Source organism: Mycobacterium lacus, from assembly GCF_010731535.1.
GTDB classification, from domain to species: domain Bacteria; phylum Actinomycetota; class Actinomycetes; order Mycobacteriales; family Mycobacteriaceae; genus Mycobacterium; species Mycobacterium lacus.
The window spans coordinates 1,134,734-1,156,774 of sequence record NZ_AP022581.1 but is presented as its reverse complement, the minus strand read 5'-3'; the positions used below and the strand labels follow the sequence as shown (position 1 = coordinate 1,156,774).

The window sequence follows — 22,041 nt, the reverse complement described above, 5'->3', positions numbered from 1 at the left end:
CCCGTCATACGGTTGATGAAAAGCCTCGAAGGTACCGAAAAGAAGAACAGCGAAGAGGGATGACATGCGATCAGAACGGTTTCGGTGGTTGGTGGACGCGGCAGGTCCGATCGCCTCGGTGTATTTCGATGACTCGCACGACACCTTTGAGGCCGGCGAGCGACTCGCGGCGGAATGGCGCGACATCCGCAAGCGTCTCGAGGACCTCGGCGCGAAGGCGGAACTCGTCGGCAAGCTCGAGGACGCGGTGCTCAATCATCGACCGGCCGTGGGTAAGCGCGGCCGCGCCCTCATTGCGACCAGCGAGCAGGTGCTGGTCAACGAGTATCTGATCAGCCCACCACCGGCCACGGTGATTCGCCTGTCGGACTACCCGTACCTGGTGCCGCTGATCGACCTCGAGATGCGCCAACCGACGTATGTGTTCGCCGCGGTCGATCACGCCGGCGCCGACGTCACGCTGTTCCAGGGCGACACCGTCAGCTCCACGAGCATCGACGGCGGCGGCTACCCGGTGCACAAACCGGTCACCGCGGGCTGGAGCGGCTACGGCGACTTCCAGCACACCACCGACGAAGCCATTCGCATGAATTGCCGCGCGGTCGCCGACCATCTCACCCGACTGGTGGACGAGGCGGACCCCGAGGTGGTTTTCGTGTCCGGCGAGGTCCGGTCACGCACCGACCTGGTTTCGGTGCTGCCGCAGCGGGTGGCGGAGCGGGTGTCGGAATTACACGCCGGGGCGCGCAAGAGCGGCATCGACGAGAACCAGATCCGCGATCTGACGGCGGCGGAGTTCGCCCGGCGGCGGTACGCCGAGATGAGTGGCATCGCCGAACGGTTCGAAGCGGAAATCGGGCGCGGATCAGGGTTGGCGGCCGAGGGGGTCGCGGCCGTGTGCGCGGCGCTGCGTGACGGCGACGTCGACACGCTGATCGTCGGAAGGCTGGGCGACGCCACGGTGGTCACCGGTAAAGCGCGTACGGCGGTCGCGCCGGATGCCGATGTGTTGTCCGAATTCGGGGAACCGGTGGAGCGGGTGGCAAGGGCCGATGAGGCGTTGCCGTTCGCCGCGATTGCCGTTGGCGCCGCACTGGTTCGCGCCGACGACCAGATCGCACCCGCCGACGGGATCGGCGCGTTGCTGCGCTATGTCGCCACCGACCGGCTGGTCGGCCAGCGTTCCTAGGCGACCGCTCGCCGGGCCGTCGGCAAAAAGGACTTGTGACCATACCGTCGGGCCACGGCGTGGACCACACTGGACTAATGAGGCAATTCAACGATCGCGTCGACGCCGGACGGCAACTTTCGCAGCGTCTGGGCTACTTGCGCGGTCAAGACGTGGTGGTCCTGGGTTTGCCGCGAGGCGGCGTCCCGGTGGCATTCGAAGTTGCCAAGGCGCTGCGGGCGCCTCTCGATGTGCTTCTGGTGCGCAAGCTCGGGGTGCCGTTCCACCCGGAGCTCGCCTTCGGTGCCATCGGCGAGGGCGGTGTGCGGGTGCTCAACGACGCCGTGGTGCGCGAGGTTGGCCTCAGCGACCGGGACATCGCTGCCGTCGAAACCAAGCAGTGGGCCGAGCTGCAGCGGCGGTCCGAGCGCTTCCGCGGCGACCATGACCGGATTTCGCTCAAGGGCCGCATCGCGGTGATCGTCGACGACGGCGTCGCGACCGGGGCGACCGCGCAGGCCGCCTGCGAGGTCGCCCGCGCCGAGGGTGCGAGCAGGGTGGTGCTGGCCGTTCCGATCGGAGCGACCGACATCGCCGAGCGGTTCGCCACCTATGCGGACGAGGTGGTGTGCGTGGAAACACCGGTGCTCTACTTCGCCGTGGGCCAGGGGTACCGCAACTTCACGCAGACCTCCGACGACGAGGTGGTGGCACTTCTCGACCGCGCCCGCACCGCTTCGCTGGAAGCGGTCGCCGACGCCAACCCGGGCGACCCGCCGCTGCGCGACGAGGAAGTCCGGGTGAGCGCCGGGCCGGTAACGGTGGCCGGGCACCTCAGCGTTCCCGAGCGCCCGACGGGGATCGTCGTGTTCGCCCATGGCAGCGGCAGCAGCCGGCACAGCCCGCGCAATCGATATGTGGCCGAGGTGCTGGGCGGCGCCGGGCTCGCCACCCTGATGTTCGACCTGCTGACGCCCGACGAAGAACGCAACCGCGCCAACGTCTTTGACATCGGGTTGCTCGCCCGTCGACTGGTCGACGTCACGCACTGGGTGGCCGGCCAACCCGACACGGCCGCATTGCCGGTCGGTTATTTCGGCGCCAGCACCGGTGCGGGCGCGGCCCTGGCCGCGGCGGCGCATCCCGGCGTCAAGGTAGCCGCGGTGGTGTCCCGCGGCGGACGACCCGATCTCGCGGGCGAGGCGCTTCGCGAGGTGCACGCCCCGACCCTCTTGATAGTGGGTGGACGCGACGAGCTGGTCCTCGAGCTCAATCGGCGTGCGCAGGCTGCGATTCCGGCCGAATGCCAGCTCACCGTGGTCCCCGGCGCCACCCACCTATTCGAAGAACCCGGCACGCTCGAGCAAGTGGCGGTGCTGGCCCGCGAGTGGTTCGTCAAGCACCTCGGTCACCCGCAGCACTAGGTCTCCGACAGGCCATGTCGGTCAGTGCTTGCGGGCATCGGGCCGTCCCGCATACGGCGGATTTGCGAATCGAAGCCTGGGCACCGACCCGCGACGGTTGCATCCGGCAGGCGGTGCTGGCCGTCGTCGAGAGCTTCCTTGACCTGGGGTCGGCGCGGGCCGACCACACCCGCCTGCGCCGGCTGACCGCCGATCGCGACGACGATCTGCTGGTCGCGGTTCTCGAGGAGGTCATCTATCTGCTGGAGACCGCCGGCGAAGCGCCCGTCGATGTCGAGCTGGCCGACGTCGGGGGTGGTCTCGACGCCACATTCGCGATGGCCGACGCGAGTACCCTGGTTCAGGTGGGTGCCGTGCCTAAGGCGGTGTCTCTCAACGAGCTTCGGTTCTGTCGCGACCGACACGGCTGGCGGTGTTCGGTAACGCTCGATGTGTGAATGGTGGGCTGGCGCATGAAGATCGTCGAGGAGACCCCATACCGGTTCCGCATCGAACGAGAGGGCGCGATGCGGGTGCCCGGGATCGTGTTCGCGTCCAGGTCGTTGCTGCCTCACGACCCAGGTGACATGACCCTGGCGCAAGTGGTCAATGTGGCGACGCTGCCGGGGATCGTCCGGGCCTCGTACGCAATGCCCGACATGCACTGGGGATACGGATTCCCGATCGGCGGCGTGGCGGCGACCGATGTTGACGACGGCGGGGTCGTCTCCCCCGGTGGCGTTGGCTTCGATATTTCTTGTGGCGTAAGGCTTTTGGTTGGCCGAGGGCTGGACCGCGACGGCCTGCAACCGCGGCTGCAGGCGGTAATGGACCGGCTCGATCGCGCGATACCGCGCGGCCTGGGCACCAAGGGTGTGTGGCGGCTGCCCAACCGCGACACGCTCCGGCAGGTGCTGACCGGTGGCGCGCGGTTCGCGGTGGAACAGGGACACGGTGTGGCAGCCGACCTGGAGCGCTGCGAAGACGGCGGCGTGATGGCCGGCGCGGACGCGGCCGAGGTCAGCGACCGGGCCGTCGAACGCGGGCTTGGCCAGATCGGCAGCCTCGGTTCGGGCAACCACTTCTTGGAAGTCCAGGCGGTCGACCGCGTGTACGACGCGGACGCGGGCGCGCAGATGGGTCTGGCCGAGGGCACGGTCTGCGTGATGATCCACTCCGGTTCGCGTGGCCTGGGCCACCAGATCTGCACCGACCATATCCGGCAGATGGAAAAAGCCATGGGCCGCTATGGCATTGCGGTGCCGGACCGCCAATTGGCGTGTGTGCCGGTGCACTGCGCCGACGGCCAGGCATACCTCGCGGCGATGGCCGCGGCGGCAAATTACGGGCGTGCCAATCGCCAATTGCTCACCGAGGCAACGCGTCGCGTGTTCGAGGAGGTGGCCGGGGCGGACCTGGACCTGCTCTACGACGTGTCGCACAACCTGGCCAAGATCGAGGTGCACCCCGTCGAAGGCCGGCTCCGCTCGGTGTGCGTGCACCGCAAGGGCGCGACCCGCTCACTGCCGCCGCATCACCCGGACCTACCCTCGGACCTGGCGACGGTTGGCCAGCCCGTCCTGATACCGGGGACGATGGGCACCGCGTCGTATGTGCTTGCCGGGGTGGCCGATAACCCCGCCTTCTTTTCCACCGCGCATGGCGCCGGGCGTGTGCAGAGTCGCCACCAGGCCGCCCGCCACACCAGCGGCGAAGCGATCCGCGCCAGCCTGGCGAAACGCGGCATCCTCGTCCGCGGCACCTCGCGCAGGGGCCTGGCCGAGGAAAAGCCGGAGGCTTACAAGGACATCGACGAGGTCATCGAAGCCAGCGATCATGGCGGCCTGGCACGCAAAGTCGCTCGCCTCGTTCCGTTGGGCTGCGTCAAAGGCTGAAGATCAGCTCGCCGGTGTGATGAGCCCGTAGTGTCCGTCGTAGCGGTGATACACCACGCATCCCCGGTCTCGGGACGCGTCAACGAAGAACAGGAAAGGCAACCCGAGCAACCCCATGCGCTGGATGGCCTGCTCGACAGCCAGGCGCGGGGCCGGCTGCGGGCTGATGGTCAACGGCACTTCGAAGGGCGCCAGCTTCTCCACGGGCTCCGGATTGACCTGTGCGAGACGGTATTCCGTGGCACCTCCGCGATACAGCACGCTGTCCTGCCTCGTACCCTGTTCGGTGAACAGGTGGAAGTCATAGTCGAGCGCTTCCATCTCGGACGCGGCTTCGTCGACGGTGCAGGTTGGCAGGCTGAACGACTTGTGCCGGATGATTCGGCGATCCTCCTCGGGTCGCAGGAAGTAGGTCGGCCGGTGGGTGGGCTCGGAGGAGTGCCGCCATTCGTGCGGACCGAGCCTGGGGATGCCGCCTCGTTTGGCTTCCCAGTGTTCGGCGACGCGTTCCAGCCGATGGCGCAGCCGCGCCTCGAGTCGGTCGATCGCTTCGCGCGCGGTGACGCCTTCGACCTGCGCCCGCACCAGCCGCCCGTTGATGTCGAGATTCGCCTGCGCGATCACCCGGCGGGGAACGGCCGGGTCGGCGTGTTCACTCAGCTTGACGTGCGCGCGCAGCACCGGCAGACGGGTGAGACGGCCAAGCTCGCCAATCTTGCTCCGCGCGTAGTCTTCTGCGCCGGCCAACCGTCCACGTGTCGTCACCTCGGCGTCGAGAACGGCCGGTAAGTCGGATCTCTGCCTCATGATTCGTTGGTACGCCGCCGTGGACCGCCGCCATAGGGCCGAAGGTCACCGCACACACGCCGGTGGCGGCGGTGTTCAGTGGTGCAGACCCGTGACCGGCTCGTGGGTGCTGGCTTCGATGTCAGACGATGTCAGGGCGAACAGTTGATTGGCCAGATCCGTCAGCGCCCGGGCGATCGCGAGTTCGTCGCCGATCTGGGCCACCGGCTCGTCGGCCGGATCGAGCCGTGCCAAACCAACGCCGACAATCGACTTGCCCGCCCAGGACAGTCGTGCCTTCGCCCGGGTGCGCTCTTCGTGTTCTTCGATCAGCACGTCGATTTGGCAGGTCTTGGTGTCGTTGTCTGTCATCACAGCCTCCTTGTCCTTCTTGGCGGGCTTTCACGGGCACCCGTCTATGTGATCACAGCACTCGGTCGCGCGATAGGGGCGGAAGTCACGACCCGCGGGAACGTCCGTCTCAGCCGAAAACGTCGTTGAGGGTACGTTGTGAGTTCGAGCGGGATTGTCGATCGGGCGATGCCGCAGGACGGCGCCACCCGGGTCGTGTTCCCCGGCCTCGGCTCCTGCTGAAACCATAGCGAAATCACTTGTGTCACTGTGGTTTCAGTGGTTTGTGGGCGGCGTTTCTTGTCGGTGGCCTGCGATAGTTTCGCGGTATGGATCGCGAGGCAATCACCGCGGCGTTCGACGCACTCGATGCCGCGGTCGACGGCGTGGTCGGGCTGAGATTCGATGCGTTGAGCACCCGGGAGTGGCTGGCGCTGCTGGAACGCTGCGAAAAGGTGCGCCGCCGGCTGCCGGTGCCCGAGCATCAGTTGATCAACAACCTGGCCCGCCAAGCCACTGCCGAAGAATTGGGCGCCAAGCTCTCGCATGCGATCGCCGACTAGACACTGACCAGCCGCGCCGAAGCCTCCCGACGCATCAACGAGGCCGCCGACCTCGGGCCGCGCCGCGGGCTCACCGGCGAACCCCTACCGCCGATGCTGGCTGCGACGGCCGCCGCGCAGAAAGCCGGGAAACTCGGCGCCGGCCACATCGCGGTGATCCGCCGCGTCCACCACCGGCTGCCCGGCTGGGTCGACGCGGCCACCCGCGAGCGCGCCCAAGCCGACCTGGCGCGCCAGGGCAGCCAATATCGACCCGAACAATCCCCCGCAAGCGGGCGGTACCCCCACGCCGGGCTGGCCGACACCATCGCCGACTGCCTCAACCCCGATGGCACCTACCGCGACGAGGACCGGGCGCGGCGGCGCGGGCTGAGGTTGGGTAACCAACAGTCCGACGGCATGTCGGAGCTGCGCGGGATGATCACCCCCGAGTTGCGCGCCACCCTGGAGGCGGTGTTGGCCAAACTGGCCGCCCCCGGCATGTGCAACCCCGACAGCGACACCCCCTGTGTGGACGGCACCCCCAGCCAAACCGCCATCGACACCGACACCCGCACGGCAAACCAGCGCAACCACGACGGCCTCAACGCCGCCCTGCGCGCCATGCTGGGCCTCCAGAGATTTGGGCCAGCACAACGGGCTACCAGCGTCGATCATCGTGCCCACCACCCTGGCCGAGCTGGAAGCCGCCGCCGGCACCGCACTCACCGGCGGCGGCAGCATCCTGCCGATGAGCGACGTGATCCGCCTGGCCCGCCACGCGAGGCACTATCTGGCCATCTTCGACCAGGGCAAAGCCCTGGCGCTCTATCACACCAAACGCCTGACCTCACCCGGGGCAACGAATTGTCCTGTACGCCAAGGACCGCGGCTGCTCAGCGCCGGGCTGCGACGTCAAGGGCTACAACGCCGAAGTCCATCACTGCACCCCCTACGCCCAGTGCCGCACCACCAACGTCAACGACCCGACCTTCGCCTGCGGCGGCCATCACCCACTAGCCGAACAAGGCTGGACCACCCGCAAACGCGCCAACGGCGACACCGAATGGATACCACCGCCCCACCTAGACCGCAGCCAACCTAGAACGAACACCTTCCACCACCCCGAAAAACTGCTACACAACGAAGACGACGAAGACAGCGAGGGTCAGCTACAGATCGACTAACGCGATCTCGGGCGACTCGACCAGATCCCTTAGCTGGCAAAGGAAGTGGGCCACCTGAGCGCCATCGGCGACCCGGTGGTCGAACACGCATGTCAGCGTCATCGTCGGCCGCACGACAACCTCATCGGCAACGGCCACCGGCCGCGGCTTGATCGCCCCCATCCCCAGGATCGCCGCTTCGGGATGGTTGATCACCGGCACGCCCTCGTCCACCCCGAGCGCCCCGAAGTTCGACACGGTGAACGTCGAGCCCCGCAGCTCCGCCGGCGTGAGGGTGCCATCGCGAGCGCCGCTAGTCAATTCGGCTGCCCGACAAGCCAGTTCGCTGGTCGACTTGGCTTGCGCGTCGCTGATCACCGGGACCAGCAGCCCCCGCTTGGTCGCCACCGCGAAGCCCAGATGCACGCTGTGATGGACGTGCACCTGGGGTCCCTCAGCCGAGTCGACCCAGGTTGCGTTGAGAATCGCGTTGTGGGTCAACGCGATTACCAACAGCCGCAATGTCAGCACGAACGGCGTGATCCTCGCCTCGCCGTTACCAATGAGCACACCGAGCCGATCGCACACCCGCAGCAGGTTGGTGCAGTCGACCTGGACGCTGGCCTGTGCATCTGGAATCTGGCCGTGCGACAGCGCCATCCGTTCCGCCATATGTGCTTGGACCCCACGGATCGGCAGCACGTCGTACGTCGCGCCGGGCCGCTTGTCCCCCGCGCCCGCCGCCGCCAACACGGCCTCCCGACTGACCAGGCCGTCCGGGCCGGGGGGCACTTCGGTCAGGTCGACGTGAAGCTCCGCGGCCAACTTCCGCACGGCCGGTTTGGCTTTGGGACGTGCCGCTGCGGCCCTTCTGCTCCGGTCGAATGCGTCGTCCGCCCCGTATCCCACGAATGCCCTGGCGTGCGTCGAGGATTCACCGTTCGGCGCCGCACCTGCCGTTGAGTCCCCCGCGGCTGGCTGCGTGTCGATCCGCACCAACATCGCACCTACCTTGAGCACATCCCCTACCGCGCCGCCTATCTCGACGACCCGGCCGGCGTATGGGCTGGGAATTTCCACCTCAGCCTTGGCGGTCTCCACCGAGCACAGCGTCTGGTTGAGCTCGACATGGTCGCCGACGACGACGTTCCAGCACGTCACGGTCACTTCTTCCAGGCCCTCACCGAGGTCGGGGATCGTAAACGCTTGGATGCGCCCTTTCACCACGTCCGGGTTCACGGCTGCCCCAGCACCCGCTCGACACAGTCCAGCAGCCGGTCCGGCCCCGGCAGCCACAGCTTCTCCAACCGCGCCGGTGGGTAGGGAGTGTCAAAACCACAGGCGCGCAAAACCGGCGCCTCCAGCTCGTAGAACATCTCCTCCTGGATGCGAGCGGCCAACCCGGCGCCGTAACCCAGGCTTCGCGGGCCCTCGTGCATCACCACGCAACGCCCGGTCCGCCGGATCGACGCGGCGACGGTGTCGAAGTCCAACGGGACCAACGACCGCAGGTCGATGACCTCTAGGCTGCAACCACGTTGCCGCTCAGCCGTTTCCGCGGCAGCCAGGGCGGTGGCCACCAAGCCGCCGTAGGTCACCACGGTGACATCGCCCCCGGCGCGGCGCACCGCCGCTTGCCCGATCGGCGGTTCCGGCTGGGCGGTGTCGACCACCCCGCGACCCCAGTAACGGCGTTTCGGCTCCAGGAACATCACCGGGTCGGGGCAGGCAATCGCATGCCGCAGCAGCCAGTACGCGTCCGACGGCCCGGACGGCACCACGACCTTCAGGCCGGCCGTGTGCGCCCAGTAGGACTCGGTGGAGTCCGAATGATGTTCGGCCGCACCGATCCCGCCGAACGACGGGATTCGGACGGTGACCTGCATGTTCACCTCGCCGCGCGTGCGGCTCCGGTATTTCGCCAGATGGCTGACCACCTGATCGAACGCTGGGTAGGTGAAGCCGTCGAACTGGATTTCGGGCACGGGGACGAAGCCGCGCAGCGCCAGCCCCACCGCGATGCCGACAATCGCAGATTCCGCTAGCGGCGTGTCGAAGCACCGGTCCTCGCCGAACGTCGCGGCCAATCCCTCGGTTACCCGGAACACCCCACCCAGCACCCCGACGTCCTCGCCGAAAACCAGGACGCGGTCGTCGGCGGCCATCGCGTCATGCAGGGCGCGGTTGAGCGCCTGGACCATGGTCAACGGTTGCGGTTGCGGCGATTCGGCCAGCGGCAATGCGACCGATAGCGTTTCGTTCGTGCGGGCCGGACGATCCGCGATCTGAGTCATGCCCGCCTCCCTACCCGATCCGATCCAGTTCGGCCCGCAGCTGCTGGCGCTGCGCTTCCAGCCCCGGCGTGATTTCGGCATATACCGTGGTGAACACGTCATCGATGGCGAAATCGGGCGCATCGAACACCGCGTCGCGTAGTTCGGCGCACATCCGCTTCGACCGGGCGGCGACCCGTTCCTCGAGGTGTTCCGACCACAGACCCTGACCCTGCAGGTAGGCCCGGTAACGCGGAATCGGATCCAGCGCGAGCCAGCGGTCCACGTCCTGCTGAGTTCGGTACCGGGTGGGGTCGTCGGACGTGGTGTGCGGGCCGAGCCGGTAGGTGAGCGCCTCGATCAGGCTCGGGCCATCGCCGGCTCGGGCCCGCTCCGCGGCCTCGGCCATCACCGCGTAGCACGCCAGCACGTCGTTGCCGTCCACCCGGATACCGGGCATGCCGTACCCAATCGCCTTGTGCGCGATGGACGGCGCCGCGGTCTGCTTGCGTACGGGCACCGAAATCGCCCACTGGTTGTTCTGCACGTAGAACACGCACGGCGTGGCGAACACGCCCGCGAGGTTCAGCGCCTCGTGCACGTCGCCCTCGCTGGTGGCGCCGTCGCCGAGGAATGCCACCGTGACGGAGTCTTCGCCGAGCCGTTGTGCGGCCATCGCCGCCCCGACGGCATGCAGGGTATGGGTACCTACCGGAACCGATATCGGGGCACAGCACTTCTTGGTGAATTCCAGCCCGCCGTTCCAGGTTCCGCGCCACGCGGCCCCGACATGCCCGGGCGGGATGCCGCGCACCACATAGACACCCAATTCCCGGTATTGGGGAAATAACCAGTCAGTCTTACGCAGGCAGGCCGCCGCACCGACCTGCGCCGCCTCCTGGCCGCGGCAGGGCGTGAACAGCGCCAACTGGCCCTGACGCTGCAGGTTGACGAACTCGGTGTCGAGCTCGCGGGTGACCACCATCGTCTCGTAGAGCCAGCACAGCGTCTCCGCGGGAAGGTCACGGCTATAGCGGTGTTCGGCCGTGGGCGTCCCATCCGGGCTGACAAGCCGCACCGGCTCCAGGTCGACAGTCATCGCGATCTCAGGACTATCCGCCATACCGCCTCCTGCGCTCGGAGCCAGCGGGCCGCAGCAAACTACCGACCGCAAATTCTCACGGGCCGGGGTCGACGACTACCGGCCCAATCCGCTCGGCTCGCCGCGCTACGGGCGTAGTCACCATTATGCCCTCGACGGCGAAGACTCCGGGCTGATTGCGGGTCGCGTGCCCGTGTCGCAACCATCGCAGCTGGTCGCGCCGGTGGCGTTAGCGCAGCCACCCGCCGGGCGGTGCCCACCCCAAACCAGCAACGTCACCCGGGCGTGGATTCCCCCGCCCGGCGCACCATCATTTCCGCGTGCCGCAGCACCGGGGAGTCGACCATTTGCCCCTCGAACGCGAACACCCCACGCTCGTTGCGCGCCGCGGCCAAGACCCGTCGCGCCCAGGCCAGCTTCTCGTCGTCGGGTCGATAAGCCTCTCGGACCACGGGGATCTGGCTGGGATGGATGCACACGGTCACGTCGAAGCCCACCGTCGCGGCGTCGGTCGCCTCCTCCCGCAACCCCTCGACGTCACGGATGTCCAGATGCACGGCGTCGAGCGCGAGCCGGCCGAACGCGGACGCCGCCAGCAGGATCGTCGACCGCACGTGCCGCGGAGCATCGCGATAGGCGCCGTCGGTCCGACGGCTGGAGCTGCCGCCCAGGGTGGCGATCAGGTCCTCGGCACCCCACATCATCCCCACAGTGTTCCCGGCGGCGGCGATCTCAGCGGCGGACAGGGCACCGCGCGCGGTCTCCACCAGCGCGATGACATCGCGCGGGGCGAGTGCCGCCACCTGCGCGGCCGACTCGGCCTTGGGCAGCATCACCGTCGTGTACCCGGTGCCCGCCAGTGCCTCCAGGTCGCGGGCCTGCTCCTCGGTGCCGGACGCGTTGATCCGCACCACGGTGCGCGCGGGGTCCAGCGGGGTGGACTGCAGCGCCTTGCGCGCGGCGGGTTTTTCGGGCGGCGCCACGCCGTCCTCCAGGTCCAGGATCACCACGTCGGCGGCCGCGGCCGCCTTGGCGAAGCGCTCGGGGCGGTCGGCCGGGCAGAACAGCCAGCCCGGACCGGCGGCACCCAGGCTCATCGCGTCTCCTGACCGGGCTGCCTCTGCACCAGCGTCGTGCGCACCGCGCGCGCCACCACATCGCCGTGCTGGTTCCGTGCGGTGTGCTCGAGGGTGACGATGCCTTCACCGGGACGGCTTTTCGACTCCCGTTTGCCCGTGCAGACGGTCTCGGCGTACAGGGTGTCGCCGTGGAAGACGGGCTTGGGGAACGACACCTCGGAAAAACCGAGGTTGGCCACGATGGTGCCCAGTGTCAGCTGTGCGACCGAGAGCCCGACCAGGGTCGAGAGGGTGAACATCGAATTCACCAGCCGCTCGCCGCGAAAGCCCGGCTGCTCGGCGGCCCACGCCGCGTCGAGATGCAGCGATTGGGTGTTCATCGTCAGCGTGGTGAACAGCACGTTGTCGGCCTCGGTGACGGTTCGTCCGGGACGGTGCAGGTAGGTCGTGCCGATCTCGAATTCCTCGAACCACAAGCCCCTTTGGACAACGGATTTGCCGGCCTGTCCGCTCATGAGAGCCCCAGCGACCGCGCGATCAGCATCAGCTGCACCTCGGTGGTCCCCTCACCGATCTCGAGCACTTTGCTGTCGCGGTAGTGACGCGCCACCGGATACTCGTTCATGAAGCCGTAGCCGCCGTGGATTTGGGTGGCGTCGCGGGCATTGTCCATCGCCGCTTCCGACGAGATCATCTTCGCGATCGCGGCCTCCTTCTTGAACGGCTTGCCTGCCAACATCCTTGCGGCCGCTTCGTAGTACGCGGTGCGGGCGACGTGCGCACGCGCCTCCATCCGCGCGATCTTGAAGCTGATCGCCTGGTAGGAACCGATCGGCTGGCCGAACGACTGGCGTTCCTTGGCGTACTTGACGCTCTCGTCCACGCAGCCCTGCGCCGCCCCGGTTGCCAACGCGGCGATGGCGATCCGGCCCTCGTCCAGGATGGACAAGAAGTTCGCGTAGCCGGTCCCGCGCGCGCCCAGCAGGTTCTCCCGTGGGACGCGCGCGTCGTCGAAGGTAAGCGGGTGGGTATCCGACGCGTTCCAGCCGACCTTGTTGTAGACGGGTTCCACGATGAATCCCGGTGTGCCGCTGGGCACAATGATGGTCGAGATCTCATTCCTGCCATCCGCGAGAGATCCGGTCACGGCGGTGACGGTGACCAGCGACGTGATGTCGGTGCCCGAATTGGTGATGAACTGCTTGGAGCCGTTGATGATCCACTCGTCACCCTCGAGGCGGGCCGTGGTGCGCGTGCTGCCGGCATCCGAACCCGCCCCCGGCTCGGTGAGCCCGAAACCGGCCAGCGCCCGGCCGGCGGTGAGGTCCGGCAGCCACTTGTGCTTCTGTTCCTCGGTGCCGAACCGGTAGATCGGCATCGCGCCCAGGCCCACCGCGGCCTCCAGCGTGATCGCCACCGACTGGTCGACCTTGCCGAGCTCTTCCAGGGCCAGCGCCAGCGCGAAGTAGTCGCCGCCCATGCCGCCGTACTCCTCGGCGAAGGGCAGGCCGAACAGCCCCATCTCACCCATCTTGGCGACGACTTCGTACGGGAAGCTGTGCTCCTCATCGTGTTTGGCCGATACCGGCGCGACCACCGTGCGCGCGAAATCGGCCACGGTGGCGCGGAGATCCTCGTATTCCTTGGGTAGCGTCCCTGCGGTAATAGTTGTCATGATCCTCTAATCGTTGATCCTGGCCAGTACCTGGTCCAGCGTCACCTGATCGCCTACGGACACCAGTACCTCCACTTGTCCCGAGACCGGCGCGGTGAGCGAATGTTCCATCTTCATCGCTTCGACGATCACCACCGCGTCACCTTCGGAAACCTGGGAGCCCGAGGCGACCTTCAGGGCGATCACAGTGCCGGGCATCGGGCTGACGACTTCGGCCTCACGCGCGCCCACGTCGCGGTGAATCTTGTGCTCCTCGGCCTCTCGCAGGTGCCAGGTTCCCCGCTCGTCGGCGATCCACAGATGCCGCTCGGCCTCCGCCCAGCGATATTCCCGGCGCAGCCCGTCGAGCGTCGCGCTCATCTGCTGCTGCGTCACTTGCGCACTCGCAGCATGAATCTCACCGTCACCGACCTGTACCCGGGCGGCCTCGGGCAGCCCCCACACCGATACCGTCTCGGTGCGCTGCGGGGTCCGCACCTCGGTGCGGACCGGCGCCGAGCGGTTGCCGACCCGCCACCCGGTCGGCTCTGCCCACAGGTCGCCCTGGGCCCGTCGGGCCCTGAAAGCAAGAGCCCACTGGCGAAAGAGGCCGCCCGCGGCGAGCACGTCATCGGGCGCCGGCAGCGGCGCGAAGTCCGCCAGTCGCTCATCCAGCAGCGCGGTGTCCAGGTCTCCGGCACGCACCCGCTCGTCGGCGAGTAGGAACCGGAGGAACTCGACATTGGTGTGCACGCCCAGGACGGCGGTCTGGGATAGCGCTCGGTCGAGCCGAGCCAGCGCCTGCTCGCGGTCGGCTCCATGCGCGATGACCTTGCTCAGCATTGGGTCGTAGTCGCTACCGACCACCGTCCCCGATAGCAGCGACGAGTCCACTCGCACACCGGCGCCGGACGGTTCAACCACCCGCAGCACCCGGCCGCCAGTGGGCAGAAATCCCCGCGCGGGATCCTCCGCGTACACCCGGGCCTCGATCGCGTGTCCCGTGAACTCGATGTCATCCTGGGCGAACGCCAGCTTCTCACCCGCGGCCACCCGGAGCTGCCACTCGACCAGGTCCAGGCCGGTGATTGCTTCGGTGACAGGATGTTCCACCTGCAGCCGGGTGTTCATCTCCATGAAGAAGAACTCATCGGCCCGGTCGGCGGAGACGATGAACTCCACCGTGCCGGCCCCCACGTAGTCGACGCTACGAGCGGTGTCACACGCCGCCGCTCCGATCCGCGCGCGTGTCTCGGCGTCGAGCAGCGGCGACGGCGCCTCCTCGATGACCTTCTGGTGGCGCCGCTGCAGACTGCATTCACGCTCACCGAGATGCACCACGTTGCCGTGTGTGTCGGCGAGAACCTGGACCTCGATATGCCTGGGCCGCAGTATAAATCGCTCAAGGAACACGGTGTCGTCGCCGAAGGCGGACGCGGCCTCCCGACGGGCGCCCTGCAGTGCCTCGCGCATCCGTGCCGGGTCTTCCACCAACCGCATGCCCTTGCCACCGCCCCCAGCGGACGGCTTGATCAGCACCGGATAGCCGACCTCGGCGGCCGCGGCGACGACCTCGTCGTCCGTCAGCCCGGGCTTGGCCACCCCCGGCACCACCGGCACGTCGAAGGCGGCGACCGCGTTCTTGGCGGCGATCTTGTCCCCCATTACCTCGATGGCCCGTGCCGGCGGGCCGATGAACGCCACCCCGGAGTGCTCACAGGCCACCGCGAAATCGGCGTTCTCGGAAAGAAACCCGTATCCCGGATGGATCGCCTGAGAGCCGGTGCGTGCCGCAGCGTCCAGCACCTTCTCGATATCGAGGTAGCTTTCGCGTGCCGGGGCCGGTCCCAACCGGACCGCCGTGTCGGCCTCGAGGACATGGCGGGCGCCGGCGTCGGGATCGCTGTAAACGGCGACCGACCGGATGCCCAGCCGGCGCAGGGTCCGGATCACCCGCACAGCGATCTCGCCGCGGTTGGCCACTAATACGGTGTCAAACATCACTCACATCCGGAAGACGCCATAGGAGACCGGTTCCAGCGGAGCATTAGCACATGCCGAAAGTGCTAGCCCGACAACAGTTCTCGTATCAGCCGGGTCGATGATGCCGTCATCCCATAGGCGCGCCGTCGAGTAATAGGGATTGCCCTGGTCCTCGTACTGCGCGCGGATGGGCACCTTAAAGTTCTCCTCTTCCTCGGCCGACCAAGGTGTGCCGGCGGCGGCCAGCTGCTCTCCGCGCACCGTGGCCAGCACCGACGCAGCCTGCTCGCCGCCCATTACCGAGATCCGCGCATTCGGCCACATCCACAGAAAGCGGGGCGAGTACGCACGCCCGCACATCGAATAGTTGCCCGCGCCATAGGATCCGCCGATCACGACGGTGAGCTTGGGTACCCGGGCGCAGGCCACGGCGGTGACCATCTTGGCGCCATGCTTGGCGATGCCGCCGGCCTCGTAGTCGCGGCCGACCATGAAACCGGCGATATTCTGCAAAAACAGCAAAGGGATCTTGCGCTTGTCACACAGTTCGATGAAATGCGCTCCCTTGAGCGCGGATTCGCTGAACAACACACCGTTGTTGGCGACGATCCCGACCGGGTGGCCGTGGATGCGCGCGAACGCGGTCACCAGCGTCTTGCCGTATTTGGCCTTGAATTCCTTGAATTCGCTACCGTCGACCAGGCGCACAATGACCTCGTGCACGTCGTAGGGCACCCGCGGATCCGGCGGCACCACGTCGTAAAGCTCGGTCCGCGGGTGCTTGGGCTCGGCCGAACGACCAACCTCCCACTGCGCGGGCCCACGCGGGCCGAAGGTGGCCGCGATCGCGCGGACGATCCGCAGCGCGTCCTCGTCGTCGTCGGCAAGATGGTCGGTGACACCGGAGACCCGCGAGTGCAGGTCGCCGCCCCCGAGTTCCTCCGCCGAGACGACCTCGCCGGTGGCGGCCTTGACCAGTGGCGGACCGCCGAGGAAGATCGTGCCCTGCTCGCGGACGATGACGGCCTCGTCGCTCATCGCGGGAACGTAGGCGCCGCCCGCCGTGCACGAGCCGAGCACCGCGGCCACCTGCGGAATGCCCTTGGCGCTCATGGTCGCCTGGTTGTAGAAGATTCGCCCAAAGTGCTCGCGGTCCGGGAATACCTCGTCTTGGCGCGGCAGGAATGCGCCGCCGGAGTCAACCAGGTAGATGCAGGGCAGCAGATTCTGCAGGGCGATCTCCTGCGCCCGCAGGTGCTTTTTGACCGTCATCGGATAGTAGGTGCCGCCCTTCACGGTCGCGTCGTTGGCGACGATCACACATTCCCGCCCGGACACCCGGCCTATTCCGGTGATGATCCCGGCGCCCGGCGACTCGTCGCCGTACATGCCGTCCGCGGCCAGCGGCGAAAGCTCCAGAAACGGGCTGCCCGGATCGAGCAGACGATCCACCCGTTCCCGGGGCAACAGCTTGCCGCGGCTGACGTGGCGTTCCCGCGCGCGCTGGCTGCCACCCTGGGCCGCTACCGCAAGCTTCGCGTTCAAGTCCGCCACCAGCCGGCGGTGCTCGTCGGCGAATGACGGCGCGGGGGCGATAGTCACTGTCTGACCAAATCCTCGAGCACAAGCGGTGGTTGGGTCCTCGCGACGACTTCTTCGACCGAGACGCCTGGGGCGGTCTCGATCAGGTGCAAGCCGTCGTCGCGGACGTCGATGACCGCGAGCTCGGTGACGATGCGGTTGACGCAGCTCACGCCGGTCAACGGCAGCGTGCACCGATCGAGGATCTTGGGGCTGCCGTCCTTGGCGGTGTGCTCCATCATCACGATCACCTTGCGGGCGCCGTGCACGAGGTCCATTGCGCCGCCCATGCCCTTGACCATCTTGCCCGGGATCATCCAGTTGGCCAGGTCCCCGGTGGCCGAAACCTGCATAGCCCCAAGCACTGCCACGTCCAGGTGTCCGCCGCGGATGATGCCGAAGGAGGTCGATGAGCTGAAGAAGGCGGCACCCGGCACGATGGTGACGGTCTCCTTGCCGGCATTGATCAGATCGGCGTCGAGGTCCTCGCGCCGGGGGTAGGGACCGACGCCGAGGATCCCGTTCTCCGAGTGCAAGACAACATGAACGCCGTCGGGCAGGTGATTGGGGATCAGGGTGGGCATTCCGATGCCGAGGTTGACGTATTGGCCGTCGTCGAACTCGGCGGCCACCCGCGCGGCCATGTCGTCCCTGCTCCACGTCATCTGGCGCCACTCCTCCTCATCGCTACGTCCCCCGCAAGCGGGCGGTACCCCCACTGCATCGTCGTCGGCGCGGTCATATGGCGCCACTCCTCCTCATCGCACGGTCTCCCTCTCGATCCGCTTCACCGGATTGGGCACGTGCACGATCCGATGCACGAACACGCCCGGCGTGTGCACGGCGGCGGGATCGATCTCGCCGGGTTCGACGAGGTGTTCGACTTCGGCGATCGTAATCCGTCCTGCACCAGCACATTCCGGGTTGAAGTTGGCGGCGGCCTCCCGGTAAACCAGGTTGCCGTGCCGGTCACCCTTCCAGGCGTGCACCAGGGCGAAGTCGGTGCGAATCGCCCGTTCGAGGACGTAGGTGACACCGTCGAACTCGCGGGTCTCCTTCGCCGGCGATACCACCGCCACCTCACCCGACGCGTCGTAGCGCCATGGCAGCCCGCCGTCGGCGATCTGGGTGCCTACCCCGGCAGGCGTATAGAACGCAGGTATCCCCATCGCAGCGGCGCGCAACCGCTCCGCGAGCGTGCCTTGCGGGGTCAACTCCACCTCGAGTTCGCCGGACAGGAATTGGCGGGCGAACTCCTTGTTCTCGCCCACGTATGACGAGATAGTGCGGCGAATTCGCTTGTGCTGCAAAAGAAGCCCCAGCCCGATCCCGTCGATGCCGCAGTTGTTCGACACCGTTTCCAGGTCCGTGACCCCGCTGTCGGCGAGGGCGGCGATCAGCGCCTCGGGGATACCGCAGAGCCCGAAACCGCCGACCGCCAGGGAAGCCCCGTCGGGTATGTCCGCGACCGCCTCCGCGGCGGTAGCCACCACCTTGTCCATTGCCGCAGAGCCTCCTTGCCGCAGCCGGAATGCCACAAACTCGAGTTAATGGTGAATAACTCATGCTATGTTAGTGACGATTAACCGAAGTGTCCAGGACCGGTCGTGGAGGGAGGTTCGTCATGACTGCGTCCGCCCCGGACGGCCAGCCCGCTCGGCCCGACGCCCCGAATCGTCGCAGCCGGTTGAAGTCCGACCGGCGTACACAACTCCTGTCGGCCGCCGAGCGTCTGTTTGCCGAGCGCGGATTCCTCGCGGTGCGGCTCGAGGACATCGGCGCCGCCGCCGGCGTCAGCGGTCCGGCCATCTACCGGCACTTCCCCAACAAGGAATCGCTGCTGGTGGAGTTGCTGGTCGGGATCAGCGCCCGGCTACTGGCCGGTGCTCGCGAGGTGACGGCCCGGGGCCCGGACGCCGCCACCGCGCTGGACGGCCTCATCGATTTCCACCTCGACTTTGCGCTGGGCGAACCGGACCTCATCCGTATCCAGGACCGCGACCTTGCGCACCTGCCCGCGGTGGCCGAGCGGCAGGTACGCAAGGCGCAGCGGCAGTACGTGGAGGTCTGGGTGGGCGTGCTGCGCGAGCTCGACCCCCACCTGGCCGAGGCCGACGCCCGATTGATGGCGCACGCGGTGTTCGGCCTGCTGAACTCGACACCCCACAGCATGAAGTCTGCCGCGACGGTGCGGTCCCGCGCCATCATGCGGGCGATGACCGTCGCGGCGCTAGCGGCCGACGATCGGTGCCAGTAACAGCGCCTCGATGCCCTCGGCCATCAGTCGGGTTCGCGACGCAGCGGCCAAATCCGGTACAACACCTTCAAATTCGTCACGATAACCACCCGCAGCCACCGCCAGCGTGACACGCCCACCGCTGATGCGGTCCAGCGTGGCGACTTGCTTGGCCAGCAGCACCGGGTCACGCATCGGCAAGACGAGGATCCCGGTGGCGAGCCGCACCACGGAGGTTTTAGCAGCGATCGCCGCGAGCATCATCAGCGGCTCGAAGTAGTCCGGGGGCGACGACCACGCCTCGCGCCAAACCGCTGCGTACTCAGATGGTCGTTACCCGCGACCTCGTGATAGCCAAGTTCCTCGGCCTCCACCGCGATCCGGATCACCTCGTCGGCGGTTGCGAAAGGAATTGGATATGCCATGCCCGCAAGACATGTCGGCACGTCGAAACCGAATTTCACCCATGCCCACCCTTTTCTTCAGCAATTGTTGAAGAACATGCTACGCCCGGCGCACCCATACGTCAACGCTTGTTGAAGAAGGGCGCCACCCTAGGCGTCAACCCGGCGCATCCCTGGCAGGCGGAGCGCCGCAGCGGCACCGCTGCGCAAAGCCCGGGTACCCTGCATCCCATGAGGTGGACATGAGCGATCCACGTCGACCCGAGAGTTACAGCCCACCGTTTCCGGGGTCGAGACCGATCGACCCGGCCTACGCCGACCAAGCGCCCTACGCGTCGACGTACGGCGGTTACGTTCCTCAATGGGGACCTCACTCGAGGCCGGAATGGGCGCCGAACCCGCACGAGACGAACCCAACGAAGAAGTTGCCACCCCAGTACTGGTCCCAGGACCAGCCACCACCCGGCGGAGCACCCCCGGCAGGGCTGGCTCCCCCGCCGCCACCAGGCCCCAAATCACCGCGCTGGCTGTGGGTGGTCGCGGCCGCGGCGGTGCTGCTCGCGGTCGCGTTGGTGATCGCGCTGGTGATCGCAAACGGCTCGGTCAAGGAGCAGACCGCCGTTCCGCCGTTGCCCGCGATGCCGGGGCCGAGTTCGACCACGCCGACCCCGACGACGGCAACGACGTCACCCTCACCCTCGGCCGCGCCGGCGCCGCCGACCACCAGCGGCTCCGCGGCGCCCAGCGAGACGACGAGCCCGGCGGGGATGCAAACCGTCGTCTACAACGTCACCGGCGAGGGGCGGGCGATCAGCGTCACGTACGTGGATACCGGCGACGTCATTCAGACCGAGTTCAATGTGGAGCTGCCGTGGAGTAAAGAGGTCAGCCTGTCAAGGTCGGCCCTTCGTCCGGCAAGCGTCACGATCGTCAACATCGGCCACAACGTCACCTGCTCGGTCACCGTGGCTGGAGTTCAGGCACGCCAGCGCACCGGGGTTGGCATCACGATCTGCGACGCCGCGCGTTAGGTGGGTTCGGCCGCGGTGCCGCCATGCCGCGGCACCCGCACCCGCAGCATGGCCAGCAGTCCCGCAATCAGCACCAGACAGATCCCTCCCAAGCCAGCGCGCACGGCGCCGAACACGTCGACGAAGACGGAAAACAACCACGGCGCCACAAACGCCACCGCCCGACCCGTCATCGTGTACAGGCCGAACGCGACCCCTTCCTTCCCAGGCGACGCCATGCGCAACAACAGCGCGCGCGCCGACGACTGCGATGGCCCAATGAACAGGCACAACAACAGACCACACACCCAGAAGGCCCGCGAGCCGTGCAGCGTGATCAACGCGAGCGCAATAGTGATGATCGCCACGAGCGACCCGACGATCACCGGTTTGGATCCGATCCGGTGGTCGACGAACCCGCCCACCAGCGCCCCCAGCGCGGCCACGACGCTGGCGACCACACCGAAGATCAGGACGTCGGCCTGCGCGAGGCCGTACACGTTGACGCCGAGCACCGCGCCGAACGCGAACATCGCCGCCAGCCCGTCCCGGAAGATCGCGCTCGCGCCCAAGAAGTAGACCAGGTTGCGGTCACGGCGCCACTCTCCGGTGACGTCCGTCCACAACGCGCGATAGCCACCGAGCAGGCCCGCCGTCGGACGGGACACGTCACCACTCTCGGGCAGCCGGTGTGCGATCGACAGTAGAGGCAGGGCGAACAAGGCCAGCCACCCTGCGGCCACCAACATCGCCACCCGCACGTTGACTCCGTCATGGACAGTCAGCTGCAGCAACCCGCGCTCCGGGCCGGTTCCGGACATGAAACCGACATAGATCAACAACAGCAGCAGGACGCTGCCGACATAGCCCGATGCCCAGCCGAAGCCCGAGATCCGGCCCGCCGACCTGGGCGTGGAGAGCTGGCGCAGCATCGCGTTGTACGGGACGCTGGCCAGATCACCGCTTGCCGCCGTGGCCGCCAACAACGCCAGGCCGGGCAACAGATAGCTCGGGTCGTCGCGAATCAGGCTCATCATGCTGGTCAGCGCCACCGCAAGGCCGGTCAACACGCCTAGGGCTATCCGCCGGCGGTGCGGGGACTCCACCCACACGCCGACGACGGGCGCCAGCACCGCGATGGTCAGCCCGGCGATCGCCCCCGCGCGACCCAACCAACTCGCCGGTGAGGTAGCGCCGGGCAGGGCCGACCCCACGCTGCTGGTCAGATAGACGGAGAACACGAAGGTCGTCACGATCGCGCCCAGACCGGTGGATCCGCAATCCCACATGGCCCACGCCGCTACCCGCAGCGGCGTCGGCGTGGGTCCTGCTCGCCCGTTCGCGACCCCGCGCCCAGCCGGTAAATTTGCAGGCCCGTACTCGCCCTTCTGCGGATCTACCGGCTGAG

General features: G+C 67.6%; 20 protein-coding genes and 2 pseudogenes. 7 read left to right on the top strand and 15 right to left on the bottom strand.

Annotated elements, in window-relative coordinates:
* Positions 1–64: 64 nt before the first annotated feature.
* The 4 genes from G6N24_RS05390 to rtcB all read left to right on the top strand — a co-directional run bounded on the left by G6N24_RS05390 (position 65) and on the right by rtcB (position 4,466).
* Positions 65–1,189 carry an Rv2629 family ribosome hibernation factor gene (locus G6N24_RS05390; protein WP_085158385.1) on the top strand — a complete coding sequence of 375 codons (1,125 nt, stop codon included), beginning with the start codon at positions 65–67 and terminating at the stop codon, positions 1,187–1,189.
* 77 nt (positions 1,190–1,266) lie between these two features.
* Complete coding sequence (locus G6N24_RS05385; RefSeq protein WP_085158387.1) at positions 1,267–2,592, top strand: phosphoribosyltransferase; 1,326 nt, start codon at positions 1,267–1,269, stop codon at positions 2,590–2,592.
* Between the two features lie 14 nt (positions 2,593–2,606).
* The gene (locus G6N24_RS05380) at positions 2,607–3,029 is read left to right on the top strand and encodes an archease (RefSeq protein ID WP_085158389.1); all 423 of its coding nucleotides are present in this window, start codon (positions 2,607–2,609) and stop codon (positions 3,027–3,029) included.
* Positions 3,030–3,044: 15 nt separating this feature from the next.
* Complete coding sequence (gene rtcB / locus G6N24_RS05375) at positions 3,045–4,466, top strand: RNA-splicing ligase RtcB (RefSeq protein ID WP_085158398.1); 1,422 nt, start codon at positions 3,045–3,047, stop codon at positions 4,464–4,466.
* A 3-nt stretch (positions 4,467–4,469) separates the two neighbouring features.
* On the opposite strand, the gene G6N24_RS05370 is transcribed toward rtcB, so the two are convergent.
* Together G6N24_RS05370 and G6N24_RS05365 are read right to left on the bottom strand one after the other, a co-directional pair.
* Entirely contained in the window at positions 4,470–5,273 is an 804-nt protein-coding gene (locus tag G6N24_RS05370) for a ribosome hibernation promotion factor (protein ID WP_085158391.1), read from the bottom strand.
* Between the two features lie 75 nt (positions 5,274–5,348).
* Complete coding sequence (locus tag G6N24_RS05365) at positions 5,349–5,624, bottom strand: DUF1876 domain-containing protein (protein ID WP_085158400.1); 276 nt, start codon at positions 5,622–5,624, stop codon at positions 5,349–5,351.
* 308 nt (positions 5,625–5,932) lie between these two features.
* Here G6N24_RS05365 and G6N24_RS05360 point away from each other — a divergent pair.
* Positions 5,933–7,332 (top strand): annotated as a pseudogene (locus G6N24_RS05360) (HNH endonuclease signature motif containing protein).
* Here G6N24_RS05360 and G6N24_RS05355 read toward each other — a convergent pair.
* The 11 genes and pseudogenes from G6N24_RS05355 to G6N24_RS05310 form a co-directional block, all read right to left on the bottom strand.
* Positions 7,318–8,550 (bottom strand): dihydrolipoamide acetyltransferase family protein, encoded by a 1,233-nt coding sequence (locus G6N24_RS05355; protein ID WP_372514519.1) that lies wholly within the window; start codon positions 8,548–8,550, stop codon positions 7,318–7,320. The pseudogene G6N24_RS05360 and the gene G6N24_RS05355 sit on opposite strands and share 15 nt — an antisense overlap.
* Positions 8,547–9,605 (bottom strand): 3-methyl-2-oxobutanoate dehydrogenase subunit beta, encoded by a 1,059-nt coding sequence (gene bkdB / locus G6N24_RS05350; RefSeq protein WP_085156677.1) that lies wholly within the window; start codon positions 9,603–9,605, stop codon positions 8,547–8,549. Before bkdB ends, G6N24_RS05355 begins: the two co-directional genes overlap by 4 nt.
* 10 nt (positions 9,606–9,615) lie before the next feature.
* Complete coding sequence (gene pdhA / locus G6N24_RS05345) at positions 9,616–10,707, bottom strand: pyruvate dehydrogenase (acetyl-transferring) E1 component subunit alpha (RefSeq protein WP_085156674.1); 1,092 nt, start codon at positions 10,705–10,707, stop codon at positions 9,616–9,618.
* Between the two features lie 254 nt (positions 10,708–10,961).
* Complete coding sequence (locus G6N24_RS05340; protein WP_085156671.1) at positions 10,962–11,783, bottom strand: HpcH/HpaI aldolase/citrate lyase family protein; 822 nt, start codon at positions 11,781–11,783, stop codon at positions 10,962–10,964.
* Entirely contained in the window at positions 11,780–12,280 is a 501-nt protein-coding gene (locus tag G6N24_RS05335) for a MaoC family dehydratase (RefSeq protein WP_085156668.1), read from the bottom strand. Before G6N24_RS05335 ends, G6N24_RS05340 begins: the two co-directional genes overlap by 4 nt.
* Complete coding sequence (locus G6N24_RS05330) at positions 12,277–13,440, bottom strand: acyl-CoA dehydrogenase family protein (protein ID WP_139822196.1); 1,164 nt, start codon at positions 13,438–13,440, stop codon at positions 12,277–12,279. The genes G6N24_RS05335 and G6N24_RS05330 overlap by 4 nt, the downstream gene beginning before the upstream one ends.
* Positions 13,441–13,446: 6 nt before the next feature.
* Entirely contained in the window at positions 13,447–15,420 is a 1,974-nt protein-coding gene (locus G6N24_RS05325) for an acetyl-CoA carboxylase biotin carboxylase subunit (RefSeq protein ID WP_085156707.1), read from the bottom strand.
* 3 nt (positions 15,421–15,423) lie between these two features.
* Positions 15,424–17,004, bottom strand: a complete 1,581-nt coding sequence (locus tag G6N24_RS05320) for a carboxyl transferase domain-containing protein (RefSeq protein ID WP_085156662.1) — start codon at positions 17,002–17,004, stop codon at positions 15,424–15,426.
* The gene (locus tag G6N24_RS05315; protein ID WP_085156659.1) at positions 17,001–17,648 is read right to left on the bottom strand and encodes a CoA transferase subunit B; all 648 of its coding nucleotides are present in this window, start codon (positions 17,646–17,648) and stop codon (positions 17,001–17,003) included. Before G6N24_RS05315 ends, G6N24_RS05320 begins: the two co-directional genes overlap by 4 nt.
* A gap of 3 nt (positions 17,649–17,651) precedes the next feature.
* Positions 17,652–17,720, bottom strand: a pseudogene (locus G6N24_RS25700) (16S rRNA (guanine(966)-N(2))-methyltransferase RsmD); the annotation flags it as partial.
* A 21-nt stretch (positions 17,721–17,741) separates the two neighbouring features.
* Positions 17,742–18,485 carry a CoA transferase subunit A gene (locus G6N24_RS05310; protein WP_085156655.1) on the bottom strand — a complete coding sequence of 248 codons (744 nt, stop codon included), beginning with the start codon at positions 18,483–18,485 and terminating at the stop codon, positions 17,742–17,744.
* 122 nt (positions 18,486–18,607) lie between these two features.
* On the opposite strand from G6N24_RS05310, the gene G6N24_RS05305 reads away from it, so the two are divergent.
* A complete protein-coding gene (locus G6N24_RS05305) occupies positions 18,608–19,240 on the top strand; it encodes an SACE_7040 family transcriptional regulator (protein ID WP_085156652.1) in 633 nt (210 codons plus the stop codon).
* On the opposite strand, the gene G6N24_RS05300 is transcribed toward G6N24_RS05305, so the two are convergent.
* A complete protein-coding gene (locus G6N24_RS05300) occupies positions 19,214–19,483 on the bottom strand; it encodes an LLM class flavin-dependent oxidoreductase (RefSeq protein ID WP_085156649.1) in 270 nt (89 codons plus the stop codon). The genes G6N24_RS05305 and G6N24_RS05300 overlap by 27 nt on opposite strands.
* Positions 19,484–19,865: 382 nt before the next feature.
* Between G6N24_RS05300 and G6N24_RS05295 the strand changes: the two genes are divergently transcribed.
* Positions 19,866–20,654, top strand: a complete 789-nt coding sequence (locus tag G6N24_RS05295; RefSeq protein ID WP_085156704.1) for an MmpS family transport accessory protein — start codon at positions 19,866–19,868, stop codon at positions 20,652–20,654.
* Here the strand turns inward: G6N24_RS05295 and G6N24_RS05290 are convergent.
* Entirely contained in the window at positions 20,651–21,922 is a 1,272-nt protein-coding gene (locus G6N24_RS05290) for an MFS transporter (protein ID WP_085156646.1), read from the bottom strand. The genes G6N24_RS05295 and G6N24_RS05290 overlap by 4 nt on opposite strands.
* Between the last annotated feature and the right edge of the window lie 119 nt (positions 21,923–22,041).